This is a genomic window from Streptomyces sp. NPDC007162, assembly GCF_040634175.1.
Lineage (GTDB): Bacteria > Actinomycetota > Actinomycetes > Streptomycetales > Streptomycetaceae > Streptomyces.
Genome location: NZ_JBEYFC010000174.1, coordinates 1 through 16194, shown reverse-complemented (window position 1 = coordinate 16194; position 16194 = coordinate 1). Strand labels below are relative to the sequence as shown.

General features: G+C 67.3%; 14 protein-coding genes and 1 pseudogene. 5 read left to right on the top strand and 10 right to left on the bottom strand.

Features of this window, described 5'->3' with window-relative positions:
• On the top strand, window positions 1-685 hold a 685-nt coding region (locus ABZ646_RS21540; RefSeq protein ID WP_360521110.1), incomplete at its 5' end, for a substrate-binding domain-containing protein.
• A gap of 141 nt (window positions 686-826) precedes the next feature.
• Here the strand turns inward: ABZ646_RS21540 and ABZ646_RS21535 are convergent.
• The 5 genes from ABZ646_RS21535 to dnaB form a co-directional block, all read right to left on the bottom strand.
• Window positions 827-3460: a TniQ family protein gene (locus ABZ646_RS21535; RefSeq protein WP_360521107.1), complete on the bottom strand. Its 2634-nt coding sequence runs from the start codon at window positions 3458-3460 to the stop codon at window positions 827-829.
• Entirely contained in the window at window positions 3457-4584 is a 1128-nt protein-coding gene (locus tag ABZ646_RS21530; protein WP_360521104.1) for an AAA family ATPase, read from the bottom strand. Before ABZ646_RS21530 ends, ABZ646_RS21535 begins: the two co-directional genes overlap by 4 nt.
• Entirely contained in the window at window positions 4577-6721 is a 2145-nt protein-coding gene (locus ABZ646_RS21525; RefSeq protein WP_360521101.1) for a helix-turn-helix domain-containing protein, read from the bottom strand. The genes ABZ646_RS21530 and ABZ646_RS21525 overlap by 8 nt, the downstream gene beginning before the upstream one ends.
• Window positions 6718-7446, bottom strand: coding sequence for a TnsA-like heteromeric transposase endonuclease subunit (locus tag ABZ646_RS21520; protein WP_360521098.1), 729 nt, complete (start codon window positions 7444-7446; stop codon window positions 6718-6720). Before ABZ646_RS21520 ends, ABZ646_RS21525 begins: the two co-directional genes overlap by 4 nt.
• 222 nt (window positions 7447-7668) lie before the next feature.
• Window positions 7669-9144, bottom strand: a complete 1476-nt coding sequence (gene dnaB, locus ABZ646_RS21515) for a replicative DNA helicase (protein WP_360521095.1) — start codon at window positions 9142-9144, stop codon at window positions 7669-7671.
• Between the two features lie 459 nt (window positions 9145-9603).
• Between dnaB and ABZ646_RS21510 the strand changes: the two genes are divergently transcribed.
• Entirely contained in the window at window positions 9604-10941 is a 1338-nt protein-coding gene (locus tag ABZ646_RS21510; RefSeq protein WP_360521092.1) for an MATE family efflux transporter, read from the top strand.
• A 125-nt stretch (window positions 10942-11066) separates the two neighbouring features.
• Here the strand turns inward: ABZ646_RS21510 and rplI are convergent, their stop codons facing one another.
• The 4 genes from rplI to rpsF all read right to left on the bottom strand — a co-directional run bounded on the left by rplI (window position 11067) and on the right by rpsF (window position 12790).
• A complete protein-coding gene (rplI, locus tag ABZ646_RS21505; RefSeq protein WP_132888321.1) occupies window positions 11067-11513 on the bottom strand; it encodes a 50S ribosomal protein L9 in 447 nt (148 codons plus the stop codon).
• Between the two features lie 18 nt (window positions 11514-11531).
• Window positions 11532-11768 carry a 30S ribosomal protein S18 gene (rpsR, locus tag ABZ646_RS21500; RefSeq protein WP_006381652.1) on the bottom strand — a complete coding sequence of 79 codons (237 nt, stop codon included), beginning with the start codon at window positions 11766-11768 and terminating at the stop codon, window positions 11532-11534.
• 58 nt (window positions 11769-11826) lie between these two features.
• Window positions 11827-12426 (bottom strand): single-stranded DNA-binding protein, encoded by a 600-nt coding sequence (locus tag ABZ646_RS21495; RefSeq protein ID WP_360521088.1) that lies wholly within the window; start codon window positions 12424-12426, stop codon window positions 11827-11829.
• Between the two features lie 73 nt (window positions 12427-12499).
• Window positions 12500-12790 carry a 30S ribosomal protein S6 gene (rpsF, locus tag ABZ646_RS21490; protein WP_005482942.1) on the bottom strand — a complete coding sequence of 97 codons (291 nt, stop codon included), beginning with the start codon at window positions 12788-12790 and terminating at the stop codon, window positions 12500-12502.
• A gap of 263 nt (window positions 12791-13053) precedes the next feature.
• Between rpsF and ABZ646_RS21485 the strand changes: the two genes are divergently transcribed.
• From ABZ646_RS21485 to ABZ646_RS21475, 3 genes are all read left to right on the top strand, one after another.
• The gene (locus ABZ646_RS21485; protein ID WP_360521085.1) at window positions 13054-13356 is read left to right on the top strand and encodes a hypothetical protein; all 303 of its coding nucleotides are present in this window, start codon (window positions 13054-13056) and stop codon (window positions 13354-13356) included.
• A gap of 165 nt (window positions 13357-13521) precedes the next feature.
• Complete coding sequence (femX, locus tag ABZ646_RS21480; RefSeq protein WP_360521082.1) at window positions 13522-14643, top strand: peptidoglycan bridge formation glycyltransferase FemX; 1122 nt, start codon at window positions 13522-13524, stop codon at window positions 14641-14643.
• Between the two features lie 84 nt (window positions 14644-14727).
• The gene (locus tag ABZ646_RS21475; RefSeq protein WP_132888325.1) at window positions 14728-15759 is read left to right on the top strand and encodes an alanine racemase; all 1032 of its coding nucleotides are present in this window, start codon (window positions 14728-14730) and stop codon (window positions 15757-15759) included.
• A 104-nt stretch (window positions 15760-15863) separates the two neighbouring features.
• Here ABZ646_RS21475 and ABZ646_RS21470 read toward each other — a convergent pair.
• Window positions 15864-16127, bottom strand: a pseudogene (locus tag ABZ646_RS21470) (hypothetical protein); the annotation flags it as partial.
• Window positions 16128-16194: the final 67 nt, after the last annotated feature.

The window sequence follows — 16194 nt, the reverse complement described above, 5'->3', positions numbered from 1 at the left end:
CAGCCTCCCCGCGGTCCGGCGGGCGGCGGAACGAGTTCCGCTGGTCCAGCTGGACCGCAGCGTCGGGGAAGAGGCGTACGACTTCGTGGGTGTGGACGACTCCGACGGTATCCGCCAGCTCGTCGGCCACCTGCGCGCCCTCGGTAAACGGGACATCGCCTACGTCGGCGGCGACCGCAGCAACTGGTCCGGCGCACAACGGCACTCCGCCTTCCTCGCTGCCACGGACGAACACCGACCCGAGCGAGTCCTGCTCGCCTCGTTCTCCGAGACCTGGGGCCGCGAGGCTGCCGAGCAACTCCTCACCTCCCCGACCCCACCGGACGCCATCGTCTGCGGAAACGATCTCATCGCCCACGGCGTCATCGCGACCGCGACCCGCCTCGGCCTCCGCGTGCCCCACGACCTGGCCGTCAGCGGCTTCGACGACATCACCACCGCCACCCTCGTCCAGCCTTCTCTCACCACCATCCGTCAGCCCGTCAGAGACCTGACAACTCAGGCAACGGAACTCCTGCTGGCCCGCATTGACGAACCGCGACGGAAAGCACGGCAGCTCATTCTCCCGACCCGTCTCATCGTCCGAGGCAGTACGACCCTGGCACTCACGGAGGGATCCACCGACCGCATGAGAGTGCCCGCACCGTCAGCTGACGTGCTGCCTTCGCCGCCTGTCCAGGTCTGACCCCGGAACCATCGTGCACCTGGGCGACGGCAGGGCCCATATGAAGGACCACGTCATGAGCCTACGAGCATTGGCGAATCCCCTCATGCCCCAACGAAGTTGAGAGACACGTCCTGGTCACATGATCGGCCGGGCAGGTCCTCATTCTGTCGCCGCATGGATCGCTGCTACTACAGCTTCGCCGATCGGGGTCAATTTCATTGGCGACGCCGTGGTTGCGCGGATGAGGAGTGGGTGTCCGATCTCGCGACGCAGTCTTCCGACTCTCGTGATCAGGGCCGTGTGATGGGTTCCGAGTGCTTCGGCGGCTTCCTTGAGTGTGCGATAGCGCGACACAGCAGCGAACTCGCGAAGGCGGTCCCATGCGCCGGACCCCGTGAAGGCAGGACGGAGGATCTCCGGTGCCTTGCTGGCCTGAGCTGCCAGTTGCGCAAGTTCGGGGCGGGTGTGTCCGTTCACCTTGGTGACGGGGATTCCGTGCAGCTTGGCCCATCGGGTCATGGTCGTGGGGCTGAGGCCCTTCTCGCGGCCGAGCTCTGCCAGGGTCCGGCCGTGGACCAAGTACTGCTCGCGGAGCCATGCGCCGTCGACGTAGCCCTTGCGCGGTCCCGTTGCGTTGGGCTCGCGGACCTCGATGCCGTACTGCTCGGCGAGACGCCTCGTAACGTTGCGGCTCACGCCGGCGAGGTCTGCGATCTGGCGGAGGCCGAGACGTTCCGTGTAGTAGAGCCGCCGGAACTCGTGGGGCGGGAAGGCTTGTTTCGCGATTCGCATGGCCTCGCCGTCGTTCCGCCGGCGACTTCGTGGCCTCGGCTGGGCCGATGCGGGAGATCTGTGCAGCAGAACTCGGACAGCTTCATGCGACGTGCTGAGTTCGCGGGCAGCCTGCTCCGTCGTCATGGACGGCGAACGGATCATGTGGTGAAGACGGCTGATGTCGATCTTCTCCAGATCATGACCTGCCGTTTCCAGGCCATCGGCAATCACCGTCGGTGGCTCCCAGGCCAGGGGTTCACTCTCGATTCCGTTCTGTGCGAGGAAGTCGGCTCCAGCGCGGTGCAGGCCGTCTCTGACTTCAGGTGTCAGGAACGCGGCGAAGTAGTTCACGTGCGGGCGGTCCATTGCGCGGGTGATCGCGAAGTGGGCTGGGGCGAGGTGGGCCGGGAGTCCGCTCATCTGCTCGAAGAGGGTGCTTCGCGCGACGGTGAGACGGCGTCCCTGGCCGGGTTGGACGCCGGCATAGTCGCAGATCTGGCGCCACCGGGCCTCAGGAAGTAGATCGGTGTAGTCCAGCATGCGGCGGCGCTGGTAGTCGATGGGCACTTCGTGTGCGTCGAGGTAGTCCGCCAGCCGCACCAGTGCCGTGTTGACAACCAACCAGAGCCCCTGTGCGTGCAAGAGCTGCAGAACTTTTGAGGTCATCTGCCGGGTGGTCACGCTACCGAGGCGACGTGTGATCACTCTGAGGTCGTCGCGCGTGCCCACCAAAGCCAGGGAAGCGGACAGGCAAGGACGGAATGTCCGGGTGTATACGCCTTGTGGCGGCGCCAGCAGGACGGACCAGCCAGGCCAGAGGCACGAGGGAATCTTGTGAACGCGCTGGTCCGCCAGGCCTCCGCGAGGGGACGGCCTGGAGGGGAGGAAGGCCGGAAGCCGGTAGCGAAGCTGATCACTCGGTCGGAGCATCGGTTCCTGGGCTGTCAGCTGGACGGCGCTCAGCAGCGGAGTGATGCCGTGCATTCTGTGGAAGCCCGTCAGACGCTTGAGCGTCTCTGACGGGTCTGCGGCGGCGACGAGGCGCCGAAGCTCGCGGCCGGCTGCATGGAAATCAGACTGCCTGAGGACTTGGAGGGCGGCGGCAATCCCGATGGCTTGGACTGGTGCGGTCAGACTGCGCCTGGCAGGAACGGCGCCCGCGAGTTCGAGAAGGGATCCCTTCACGCCCTCGTAGATCTCGTGCGTGTCGTGCGGCAGGACGATGGCCAGACCGCGGTTCGTGGCGTCGGCCAGGAGCCGGGAGGAAAGGGCACGAAGATCAGCCAGAGCTTCCAGTGCGGAGATTCTCTGTGGGGTATTCGCGTAGATGCCGAACTCTGCTGAATCGTTCTCCGCGATCTTCGTCAGCAGCTTCTGTGCCGTCAGCAGCGTGTGCCCGGACCCAAGCTCGATGCTTGCGACCTCGGAAAGTCGGTAGCCGCAGCGTTGGCGCCTTCTGCCGGATTCTCCGCGCTGGCCTGGGAAAGCGCATCTTCCCGGCTCCGGGACGTAGCGCTGCTGATGCAGCCGTTTCCAAGGCATTTGATCGCACTGGGAGCACCCGTCGGCGAGCAAGCGGTTGTGATCGAGGCAGGCGAACACCCAACCCAGCCGCCAGCTCAGCTTCCACCGGCCCTTCGTCTCGGCCAGGCAGTCCGGGCAGAAGCGTGATCCGGCCTGGCGTCCCCAGTGGTGCCATCGGCTGACCTGTCTCGTTTCCCGATTGATCTTGAGTGCTCGGCCGTCGAAGTGCGCGAGCGTCATCGCGTGCAGAACCTGGGAGTTCACGCCTGTGGCGTGAGAGATGCGGGCAGCTTCGTTGTCACGGAGCAGGATCGCCCAGCGGGCCGGGATGTCACGGTGGCAGTCGCCGGCTTCGACCCGTCGGGCCAGGCCAAGTGCTGGCAGCAGGTCACTCAAGGGGGTCCGCAAGCGGTGGGCGATCACCTCGAACCACGAGTCCAGCGCCTCACCGGGCAACGGCCGGACCGTGACCGGCAGGGATCGGAGCGTGCTCACGCTGCCTTCCTCTTGGGCTTGCTGACCAGCCGCCCTGCGGCAAAGGCCTGTCGAAGTTCCTCCCGTCCTCTCTCGGAGGCTGCGTCGTTCTTGACCTTCGACAGCAGGTCGAGGTCGATCCGCTCGGCCCCAGTGCGTACGGCTCTCTGGCAGGCGCGGTTGACCAGTGTCATGAGGGAGCCGATGTGTCCGGTGCTGCGGGCGAAGAGCTCGTCGGACAGATCATCCGCGATCATGCCGGGGTACTTGTCCGCCAGGACGACCCGTTCCTCGGTCGCGAGGAGGGTGTTGCGCCAGTCTGTGCGTCCTTCCTCAGTGTCGATGGTGAACGGCTTCATGCCCAGCCGGGTGGTGCGGCGTCCCGTCTGTGCGAGTACGGCGTCTTCGTAGCTGTCGCCCTCGTCGAACAAGCCTCGCGCCTGCAAGCCAACGCCGATCATGAGCAGGGTGACGGGGAACTCGTTGGCGATGTACTTAAAGTGGTTGCTTACCTCGATGCCGGTCCGGTTCCTCCAGCGCAGGAAGTGCAGATCATCGACGATCAAGAGCGTCGTTTCGCAGGAGAGGACGCAGTCGAGCGCGCGGAAGCCGAAGTCGGTGGCGGTGCCGCGGAAGCGTCCGGGGTGAGCGAAGAACTCCAGGATCGCCCGGTTGCAGTCGCGCATGCTGGTGTTGCTGGTCAGGCCCACTCGACAGACCGGCCACCGCTCATGCCCCTGATCGGTGTACTCGCCTTCCTCCTCGATCACACGCCGGTGGAACAGTTTGGCGAAGGCGAGGGCGGCCGTGGTCTTGCCCAGGCCGGGGAAGGCGTCAATGGCGATGCTGCCTTTGACCTTGTCACCGTCCTGCTCGTTGCTGTCGATGATGTCCCACAGATCCTCATGCAGGGCTTCCATCTGCGGGGTGCGCAAGGGCCCGAGGTTCGCGTGCCACTTGCGGCGGCGCCGGTCGTAGTCAGCACGGGCCTTCTCCCCCAGAAGAGACAACTGACGGCGGGTGAGGTGCTCGGGGCGGGACCGCGACGGAGCGTCCACCAGGCGCCGGAAGCCTTCTTTGCGGGACAACGTCAGGTGATCGAGTTTGGCGTGGAGGTCGTCCTCGGAACGCTTCCGGTCAGTCATCGATGTCCTTCAAGGCGGTTGCGTAGAAGTCGATTTCCTCGCCCAGCTCTTGGAGGCTGTCCCCGTCGTCATCGCCCTCTTCCACCACTGGGGCGGCTTCGGCTGTCGGGGGCTCGGCCTGTGCGGGCAGAGACAGCACGCGGGCGACCGACGGCAGCGAACTGACGGCACCGGCTTGCGCCTCGGGGAGGTCCAGGGCGGCCTGTTCGCGGGAGAGCCGCAGGGCCATCCGCCGTTCGATCAAGGAAGTGCCCAGGCCGAGGTTCCACCGCTTCAGCAGGAGGGCGATGGCGAGCCGGTCGTCAGGGTAGGTGTACTCCTTCGCCGCCAGGCGCCGGGCGAACTGGAGCGCTTCTTCGCTCAGCGGCATGTCCAGGCTGGGGGCGTGCTCCCACTCCAGGGTGTGCCAGACGCGTTCGTGGTCGCGGAAGTGGATCCGGGTGGCGTCGTCGGGATCAGTGAAGAACTCCAGCCGCCGCTTGTCCAGATCGATGTCGGAGCCGGCCATGTCGCGCAGCCCATCGAGACAGGGACCGTTGTAGCGACGGCTGTTGATCTCGACGCCGTAGTGCTGGACGGTGCGCATCGTGACATCGAGGAACTCGAAGGCCAGGTGCGGGTCCTGGGGCACCTCGATGTAGCCCGCCCGCGCGAGACCGTGCTCGAACATCCTCGCCGGAGACAGTTCCACCTTCGGCAGGTGGGGGTCGAGCAGTCCCTCATGTGGCGTGCGGTGATAGTCCACCGCTACCCACTCCCGGATGATCGCCTCAAGTTCGTGGTGGAAGAAGAAGGCGTCCTTCTCCGGATTCAGGCCACGCGAGTGGATGTTGGGTCCCTTGTAGCCCGGCAGCCGCTGCAGCAGGTCTTCCCGCAGGGTCCGGAAGAACCGCTCCACCGGACCCTTGTCCCGGCCCGTGCGCAGCCTCGCCGGCTGCACCGAGATCCCCATCCTGCGACAGACGCTGGTCAGATGCGCCGACAGATAGATCTTGCCGTGGTCGACGATCAACGTCTCCGGAACCACCTTCGGCCCCCAGACCCCAGTGACGGGCCCATGCACGGCCTCAGCCTCCACCAGCACCCCGCGCGGAATGCCGTGCTCGGGCCAGGCCGCCTCCCTCGGCCAGCTCTCCGGCACCGGCTGGGGACGGTATGCCTGGTAAAGCACAGCCGCCGCGTCAATGGCCTTCGTCGACACTGGAGTCACCCGCAGACCGATGATGCAGCGGGTGTACCAGTCCATGGCGACGGTCAGCTCTGCCTGCATCCACCGCAGCGTCACCGGGTCGAGCGCGAACACGTCCAACCGTGTGGTGTCCATCAGCACGTACTCGCCCGGCCGCGTGGGCCTCAGTTTCCCGTAGACGCCCCTTGGGCGGTCGGCGATGTCGCGGTTGCGCTGCGTGCTCAGCCGGAACGTCGGATGACGTCGCTCCAGTTCTTGCATCCACCGGTAGGCCGTTGTCTGCGGTGGCACCGGCACCTTGACCAGCTTGAATTTGGTTTTGACGCGGGCCTCGGCTTCTTCGAGCACCACCTTCACTGAGGGCCGCGACTCTTCCTCGTACTCGCTCAGCACCTCTTCCGCGGCCTCGACCCAGCGCGGATCGGCATTGCTCAGCCCGCCGTCCGCCCGAGCCGCCCTCGGCACGAGACCAGCCTCGCCGTGCTCGCGGAAGGCCTGTGCCCACCGGCGTGTCGACCGGGCGGACACTCCCAGTTCCGCTGCCTTGGCCTCATACCTGGCATGCAGTGGCAGGCCAGGAGCGTACTGAGGCCGTGGCTCGCCAGGCCGCGGAAGGTCCTCGCTGCCGGAGCGGTAGCCCGTCAGCATCTCCCGGACATGCTCGGCCCGCTCCAGGACTTCCTTCTGCTCCTCCTTGGTCAGCCGGTTCAGCACCACGGCCGCGACGTCCTCGTCATCGGCGGAAGACGGCCCCGATCCGTCGTGGATCAACTCGGCGCGATCCGAAGTCAGCAGCTCACGCAGCGACATCCGGGCCAGCCGGTCGCGTCCGTCCTTGAGGATGACCTCCATGCCCGTGGCCATGCTTACGAACTCCACGACCTCGACCGTCTCGCCGTCCAGCCGGAAGTGCGTCCCGACGCCCAGCTTCGCCCCCGCCCTGCTCATGCGGCCCTCCGCAGCACGTGCCCCGCGCTCAGCGGCCGGTCCAGCGCGGTCGTCACATGCCCTGACCACAGCAGGTGCAGCACCGCCGACTTCACCAGCGGTCGGGGACGCTCAGGCAGCAGCCGGAAGGCATCGCCCAACGACATCCCGTCCAGGTCCGCGGCCTGTAACGCGGCCACCAGGTCAGGGTCGAACAGCCAGGCGCGGCGGTAGCCGGCCAGGAACCGGACGTTCTCCTGCACGTGTGGATCCGGGTCGCTCCACACCTCGTACTGCCACCCGCGTGACATGACCGCCTCCCGCGTCCAGGCGAACGTGAAGGCGACCTCCGGCTTATGCAACCGGTGGCGCGGCTTGACGTCCACGACCACCGGACCGTCGTCCGTCAGCAGCAGATAGTCCGGGATGTGCTTACGGACCTTGCCATCGAGATCGGCCTTGAGCAGGAAGGGCTGGGCGACGACGTGCCGCACCTCTGGAGCGAAGTCGGCGAACAGCAGCCGTCCCAGCTCCAGCCGCGACTCGTAGATCACGTGATCGCCCACGGTCGCTGACCAGTACGTGCCCGAATAGTGCTGCTGCCCCTCGTACCAGCGGAACGTCCGCCAGGGCCGGGCCTCTCGAAGCAGCCCGAGGGGCACCGATGGCCAGTCCAGGTCCTCCACCACGGCCTCGTCACCGCGCCGGACACTCAGTCGTACCGGCGCGGCCACCGCTGTACCCATCGGACCACCTACCCTGCGTTTCCCGAGGCGGCCCGTCAGCCGCCAAACGCTGGGGTCCTGCCCCAGCAAGGCCTGATGACGACTACTGGGGAGGTCCTGTACACGAAGAGGGGAACTACTCGTTCACGGAGCATGATTTCCATCCCCGTGTCCTATTGGCCACGCAGTGGCCATCGCTGATGGAAAGTGGCCACGGAATCTGGAAACCTACACAGGCACCGATCAGGTCTGTGCCATGTCCACGAAGCGGGAGTAGTGGCCCTGGAAGGCCACCGTGATCGTCGCGGTCGGACCGTTTCGGTGCTTGCCGACGATGATGTCCGCCTCGCCGGCGCGCGGCGACTCCTTTTCGTAGGCGTCCTCGCGGTGGAGCAGGATGACCATGTCGGCGTCCTGCTCGATGGAGCCGGACTCACGCAGGTCGGACACCATCGGCTTCTTGTCCGTGCGCTGCTCGGGGCCACGGTTGAGCTGCGAGAGCGCGATCACCGGGACCTCCAGCTCCTTCGCCAGCAGCTTGAGGTTCCGGGACATGTCCGAGACCTCCTGCTGACGGCTCTCGGAGCGCTTGCCGCCGGACTGCATCAGCTGGAGATAGTCGATGATCACGAGCTTGATGTCGTTGCGCTGTTTGAGCCGCCGGCACTTGGCGCGGATCTCCATCATCGACAGGTTCGGGGAGTCGTCGATGTAGAGCGGCGCCGCCGAGACGTCCGGCATCCGGCGGGCGAGCCGGGTCCAGTCCTCGTCGGTCATGGTGCCGGAACGCATGTGGTGCAGGGCGACCCGGGCCTCGGCGGACAGCAGTCGCATCGCGATCTCGTTGCGGCCCATTTCGAGGGAGAAGATGACGCTGGGCAGGTTGTTCTTGATCGACGCGGCCCGCGCGAAGTCCAGGGCGAGCGTGGACTTGCCCATCGCGGGACGGGCGGCGATGACGATCATCTGTCCCGGATGCAGTCCGTTGGTGAGGGAGTCGAGGTCCGTGAAGCCGGTGGGCACACCGGTCATCTCGCCGGTGCGGGAGCCGATCGCCTCGATCTCGTCGAGGGCGCCCTCCATGATGTCGCCGAGCGGCAGGTAGTCCTCGCTGGTCCGCTGCTCGGTGACGGCGTAGATCTCGGCCTGCGCGCTGTTGACGATCTCGTCGATGTCGCCGTCGGCCGCGTACCCCATCTGTGTGATGCGGGTACCGGCCTCGACCAGGCGGCGCAGCACGGCCCGCTCGTGGACGATCTCCGCGTAGTACTCGGCGTTCGCCGCCGTCGGCACCGTCTGGACGAGGGTGTGCAGATAGGACGCGCCGCCGACCTTGTTGATCTCACCACGCTTGGTGAGTTCGGCGGCGATGGTGATGGGGTCGGCCGGCTCACCCTTCGCGTAGACGTCGAGGATCGCCTGGTAGATCGTCTCGTGCGCCGGCTTGTAGAAGTCGTGGCCCTTGAGGATCTCGACGACGTCGGCGATGGCGTCCTTCGAGAGCAGCATGCCGCCGAGCACGGACTGTTCGGCGTCCAGGTCCTGCGGGGGCACCCGTTCGAAGGTGGGCCCCGAGCCGTCCCACTCCCCGCTGTCCCGGCCACGGTCGTGCCGGTCGTCCCGGCCCCGGCCGCCCTCGCCCCGTCGGCGGGAGGCAGGCAGACGATCACTGGGACCGGCGTCGGCCCACGGATCGTCCAAGGGCTCGGAAATGCTCACCGAGCCACCTCCTCCCCGTCCGCCCGGCGGACCTCGCCGTGCCTCTTTTCTACGGCACGGCTCTGACAACTAGGTCGCCCCATTCCGGTTCTTCGCGCGTCGGTTTCACGAGGCTTCCGAGGCCGTGACGAGGAGCGGGTGCCGGACCACGTTAGGCCCGCGGGCACCGTCAGCCAATCTGGTTATCCACAGGCCATGTGGACGACGGCCCGTATGCTGTGGAGAACTCCCTGAAACCTGTGCACGACACGGTGGACAGCCCTGTGAACAAGCCCTCGATCTCCGCCAGCCACTCGCCCTGACCTGCGACTTTCCCGTCCACCGGCTGTGTAGAAGAAAAACTTCCCCGGTCGGACCAAGATCGCCTCGAACAGCGCGCGAAAGCGTGGTCCACACAAGCGCACGTAAGGGTCAGTGCTGGATTGCATCTCTTACCTGTGGACGATTACATTGGTGCCCATGCCACAGGCCCCCGCGATCCCCCAGGTCACCCGTCGGCGGCACGACAGAGAGATCGTCGCGCTCGCCGTCCCGGCCTTCGGCGCGCTCGTCGCAGAGCCACTCTTCGTCATGGCCGACAGCGCGATCGTCGGCCATCTCGGCACCGCACAGCTCGCCGGCCTAGGGGTCGCCTCGGCCCTTCTGACCACCGCCGTGAGCGTCTTCGTCTTCCTCGCGTACGCCACCACGGCCGCGGTCGCCCGCCGGGTCGGTTCCGGTGATCTCCAGGCGGCCATCCGCCAGGGGATGGACGGTATCTGGCTGGCGCTGCTGCTCGGTGCCGCGGTCATCGCCCTGGTCCTGCCTCTCGCTCCCGGAATCGTGGACGCCTTCGGCGCCTCGCCCACTGCGGCTCCCTACGCGACCACCTACCTGCGGATCTCCTCGCTGGGCATCCCGGCCATGCTGGTCGTGCTGGCCGCCACCGGTGTCCTGCGTGGTCTCCAGGACACCCGAACCCCGCTGTACGTCGCCGTCGCAGGCTTCGTCGCCAACGCCGGACTCAACGCGGGGCTCGTCTACGGGGCCGGACTGGGCATCGCCGGTTCCGCATGGGGCACCGTCATCGCCCAGTGCGCGATGGCGGCGGCCTACCTGGCCGTCGTCGTACGCGGCGCCCGCAGGCACGGGGCGTCTCTGCGCCCCGACACCGCCGGAATCCGGGCGTCGGCACAGGCCGGCCTGCCGCTGCTCGTCCGGACGCTCTCCCTACGGGCCATCCTCATGATCGCAACGGCCGTGGCGGCCCGCATGGGTGATGCGGACATTGCCGCCCATCAGATCGTCCTTTCGCTGTGGAGCCTGCTGGCCTTCGCCCTGGACGCGATCGCCATCGCCGGGCAGGCGATCATCGGCCGCTATCTCGGTGCGGATGACGCTGTCGGGGCCCGCGAGGCCTGTCGGCGCATGGTGCAGTGGGGCATCGCCACCGGTGTGGGCCTGGGTCTGCTCGTGGTGGCCGCCCGGCCGCTGTTCCTCCCGCTGTTCACGAGCGACCCTGCCGTGAAGGAGACCGCACTGCCCGCCCTGCTCATCGTCGCGCTCTCCCAGCCGATCTCCGGCGTGGTGTTCGTCCTGGACGGCGTTCTGATGGGCGCCGGAGACGGTCCGTACCTCGCGGGGGCCATGGTCGTCACGCTCGCCGTCTTCGCACCGGTGGCGCTGCTGGTCCCCGCGCTCGGTGGTGGACTCGCCGCTCTCTGGGCGGCCATGACGTTGATGATGGCCGTGCGACTGCTGACTCTCTGGCTGCGGGCACGTTCGGGCCGCTGGATCGTGACGGGCTCTACGCGCTGAACGGCACACCTTCGTCGAGGTTTCACGTGAAACGTCACAAGCTGCCGTGTTTCACGTGAAACGAAAGAGACCGCACCCATGACGGGTACGGCCCCTCTCAGTTACTGCTCAAGCCGAGCGCAGCGTCAGGCCGCGACGACCTCGATGTTGACCTTGGCGGCAACCTCGGGGTGCAGACGCACGGACGTCTCGTGGGCGCCCAGGGTCTTGATCGCCGAGACGACCTCGATGCGACGCTTGTCGACCTCGGGACCACCGGCAGCCTTGATCGCCGAAGCGATGTCGGCCTGGGTGACGGATCCGAAGAGGCGACCGGCGTCGCCGGCACGGACGGCCAGGCGGACCTTGACGCCCTCGAGCTGGGCCTTCACCTGGTTGGCCTGCTCGATGGTCTGGATCTCGTGGATCTTGCGAGCACGACGGATCTGCTCGACGTCCTTCTCGCCACCCTTGGTCCAGCGGATCGCGAACTTCCGCGGGATCAGGTAGTTGCGGGCGTAGCCGTCCTTGACGTCGACGACTTCGCCGGCGGCACCGAGGCCAGAGACCTCGTGGGTCAGGATGATCTTCATTGGTCGGTCACCCTTCCCTTAGCGCGCGGTGGAGGTGTAGGGCAGCAGCGCCATCTCACGGCTGTTCTTGACGGCCGTGGCGACGTCACGCTGGTGCTGCGTGCAGTTGCCGGTCACGCGACGGGCACGGATCTTGCCGCGGTCGGAAATGAACTTCCGCAGCATGTTCGTGTCCTTGTAGTCCACGTACTGGACCTTGTCCTTGCAGAAAGCGCAGACCTTCTTCTTAGGCTTGCGCACAGGCGGCTTCGCCATGGTGTTTCTCCTGTGTGATCAAGAAGTTTGGGTGTGCCCCGCTCCTCGGCCCGAGGACCTAGAAGGGGGGCTCGTCCGAGTAGCCGCCGCCACCGCCGCCACCGCCGCTGCCGCCGGAGCCACCGCCCCAGCCGCCGCCACCCTGGTTGCCGCCGCCGGCGGGAGCGCCGGAGGCCCAGGGGTCGTCGTTGGGAGCGCCGCCCTGCTGGCCGCCGCCAGAGCCACCGCCCCAGCCGCCGCCACCCTGGCCGCCACCGCCGCTGTAACCGCCCTGGCCACCGCGACCGCCACCACCGGCGGTCTTGGTGACCTTGGCCGTGGCGTTCCGCAGGCTGGCGCCGACTTCCTCGACGTCCAGCTCGTAGACCGTGCGCTTGACACCCTCACGGTCCTCGTAGGACCGCTGCTTCAGCCGGCCCTGCACGATGACGCGCATGCCTCGCTGGAGCGACTCGGCGACGTTCTCCGCCGCCTGCCGCCAGACCGAGCAGGTGAGGAAGAGGCTTTCGCCGTCCTTCCACTCGTTCGTCTGGCGGTCGAAGGTGCGGGGAGTGGACGCGACGCGGAACTTCGCGACCGCCGCACCGGACGGGGTGAAGCGCAGCTCGGGGTCGTCGACAAGATTGCCGACGACCGTGATGACGGTCTCGCCTGCCATGGGGAACCTCTCGGCGGGTTTGCTGCTGGCTGCTTGCTGCTACTCGAATCCCGAGCTCAGCTGAGCTGGAAGCTCAGTGGGTCTCGGGGCGGAGGACCTTGGTCCGGAGGACCGACTCGTTCAGGTTCATCTGGCGGTCGAGCTCCTTCACGACCGCAGGCTCGGCCTGCAGGTCGATGACCGAGTAGATGCCCTCAGGCTTCTTCTTGATCTCGTACGAGAGACGACGACGGCCCCAGGTGTCGACCTTCTCCACCTTGCCGTTGCCCTCACGGACGACGGAGAGGAAGTTCTCGATCAGGGGGGCGACGGCGCGCTCCTCCAGATCGGGGTCGAGGATGACCATCACCTCGTAGTGACGCATGTGGAACCCACCTCCTTTGGACTCAGCGGCCACGGTCGTTCCGTGGCAGGAGGGTTGTGATGCGTACGCAACGGTATCGGCGGCCACTGACAATCGGGGGTTCCCGTGGGATCCCCTGTCACGGCCCAGGCAGACACCGGTGCAGACGGTACAGAGTACCCGCACACCCGCTTCCGGTTGAAATCCGGCCGCCAGGGCACGCAATCTGTACACATCGGGTGTGTATGGCGCTACGATGCGCCGTCTTCCGCAGGAGGTGCCCTATGGCACAGGCATTGCGACCCAACACCGCCGGATCCCTGTTCGCCACGGACGGCAAGACCCATCCGCTCCAGGACTCACTGATGGCAGTGACACTGGCCCTGGGGCTGATCGCCTTCATCACGTGCTTCTTCCACAGCCTCCACCTGCTCAGCTCCTGGGCCGGTCTGATCGGCATCGTCACCGGCCTGTACGGGCAGTGGGTCTCGATCACCACACGCGAGCGCTTCGGTCTGATCCTGGGTCTCGGTGCCTCGGGCATCGGCTTCTTCATCGGGATGGCGAACGGCGGGCTGTTCGGCTAGCCCGCAGGCACCGTCCGCACCCCGGCGGAACGTCCCGGCCCGACCAGGGCCGGGACGTTGGTGCCGTACGCCCGGTCGGGCCGCGGGTCAGGCGCAGTAGGCTTCGGCGCGAGAGCCGGAGCCCCTGTACCCATGGGGACACACCAGCCCGAGGAGCGCCCCGACATGAGCCTGACCCTGAGGACCATCAGCCGCGAACAGCATCTGGCGTACATCCAGAGTCTGCCTGCGGCTAGCCACATGCAGGTCCCGGCCTGGGCCGATGTCAAGGCGGAGTGGCGCTCGGAGAACCTCGGCTGGTTCGACGAGCGCACCGGCGAGATGGTCGGCGCGGGTCTGGTGCTGTACCGCCAGCTGCCCAAGATCAAGCGTTACCTGGCCTACCTGCCCGAGGGCCCGGTCATCAACTGGTTCGCGCCGAATCTCGACGAGTGGATCCAGCCGATGCTGGCCCACCTCAAGCACCAGGGCGCGTTCTCCGTGAAGATGGGCCCGCCGGTGATTATCCGGCGCTGGGAGGCCAACTCCATCAAGGCCGGCATCCAGAACCCGGACGTGAAGCGGCTGCGCGACATCGAGGCCGACTTCATCGAGCCGCGTGCCTTCGAGGTGGCCGACAAGCTCCGCCGGATGGGCTGGCAGCAGGGCGAGGACGGCGGCGCCGGCTTCGGCGATGTCCAGCCGCGCTACGTCTACCAGGTGCCGCTGGCGAACCGCTCCCTGGAAGAGGTCCACAAGAACTTCAACCAGTTGTGGCGGCGCAACATCAAGAAGGCCGAGAAGGCCGGTGTCGAGGTCGTCCAGGGCGGCTACCAGGACCTGGCGGAGTGGCAGCGGCTGTACGAGATCACGGCCGTGCGCGACCACTTCCGGCCGCGCCCGCTGTCGTACTTCCAGCGCATGTGGACGGCCCTGAACACCGAGGACCCCAACCGGATGCGGCTGTACTTCGCCCGGCACAACGGGGTGAACCTGTCCGCGGCGACCATGCTGATCGTCGGCGGGCACGTCTGGTACTCCTACGGCGCCTCGGACAACATCGGGCGCGAGGTCCGGCCGTCGAACGCCATGCAGTGGCGGATGCTGCGCGACGCCTACGCGCTCGGCGCCACCGTCTACGACCTGCGAGGTATCTCGGACTCGCTGGACGAGACGGACCACCTCTTCGGGCTGATCCAGTTCAAGGTGGGCACCGGTGGTCAGGCCGCCGAGTACCTCGGCGAGTGGGACTTCCCGCTGAACAAGCTGCTCCACAAGGCGCTCGACATCTACATGTCGCGCCGCTGACGTCACGCTCCGTGCTTCTATAGCCCTGACACACCGCAGTCCTCCGGCACACCCCGGCCATGAAGAAAGGTTCCAGGTCCGGCCATGGCGCTCACGCTCTACGTCGACACCGCGCGCTGGCGGGCGCACCACAAGCACGTGCAGGAGCAGTTCCCGGGCCTGGTCCCGGTCTGCAAGGGCAACGGCTACGGCTTCGGGCACGAACGGCTGGCGGAGGAGGCCACGCGCCTGGGCTCGGACGTCCTCGCCGTCGGCACGACGTACGAGGCCGCGCGCATCAAGGACTGGTTCGGCGGGGACCTGCTGGTACTGACGCCGTACCGGCGCGGTGAGGAGCCGGTGCCGCTGCCCGACCGGGTCATCCGCTCGGTGTCCTCGATCGACGGCGTGTACGGCCTGGTGGGCGCGCGGGTGGTCATCGAGGTGATGTCCACCATGAAGCGGCACGGCATCAGCGAGCAGGACCTGCCGCAGTTGCACGCCGCCATCGAGAACGTCCGGCTGGAGGGCTTCGCCATCCATCTGCCGCTGGACCGCACCGACGGCTCGGACGCCGTCGAGGAGGTCATCGGCTGGATGGACCGGCTGCGCGCGGCCCGGCTGCCGTTGCACACGATGTTCGTCAGCCACCTGAAGGCCGACGAACTCGCCCGGCTGCAGCAGCAGTTCCCGCAGACCCGGTTCCGGGCGCGGATCGGCACCCGGCTGTGGCTGGGGGACCACGACGCCACCGAGTACCGCGGGGCGGTGCTGGACGTCACCCGCGTCGCCAAGGGGGACCGGTTCGGCTACCGGCAGCAGAAGTCGGCCTCGGACGGCTTCCTGGTGGTCGTGGCGGGCGGTACGTCGCACGGGGTGGGCCTGGAGGCACCGAAGGCCCTGCACGGTGTCATGCCGCGCGCCAAGGGCGTCGCACGGGCCGGCCTGGCCACGGTGAACCGGAACCTCTCCCCGTTCGTCTGGGGCGGCAAGCAGCGCTGGTTCGCGGAGCCGCCGCACATGCAGGTGTCGATCCTCTTCGTGCCCTCGGACGCTCCGGAGCCGAAGGTAGGCGAGGAGCTGGTGGCCCATCTGCGGCACACCACCACCCAGTTCGACCGTCTCGTCGACCGCTGACGGTTCTCGGGGCAGCGCGGCGCCGAGGGACCTCAGGACGCCGGAAGGGCCGTACACGGACTCCGTGTACGGCCCTTCTCACGTCGCGTACCTGCGCTGTTCGCTCAGGGCGAACCCTCCTCGGAGGAGCGGCTTCCCCATTCGACCTGCGGGCCCTCGAAGTGGGCGGCGTGGCGTGCGGGATGCGACGCCGCACCCAGCACGAAGACGTCCTCCGCGCCGTCCAGCACCCCGCCCGAGGGGTCGTCGTCACCCGAGCGGCGTACGACGTCCCGCTCGGGCATGAGGATGTCGCGCACGACCATGGCGCACAGGTAGAGCGTGCCCAGCAGGTGCACGGCGATGGCCCAGTGGTAGCCGTCTGTCGGCCCCGGGCTCAGCCGGGACGCGGGAGTTGGTGGCCCCCGGGTTCAGGTGTGCGGCGGCCGGTCTGCC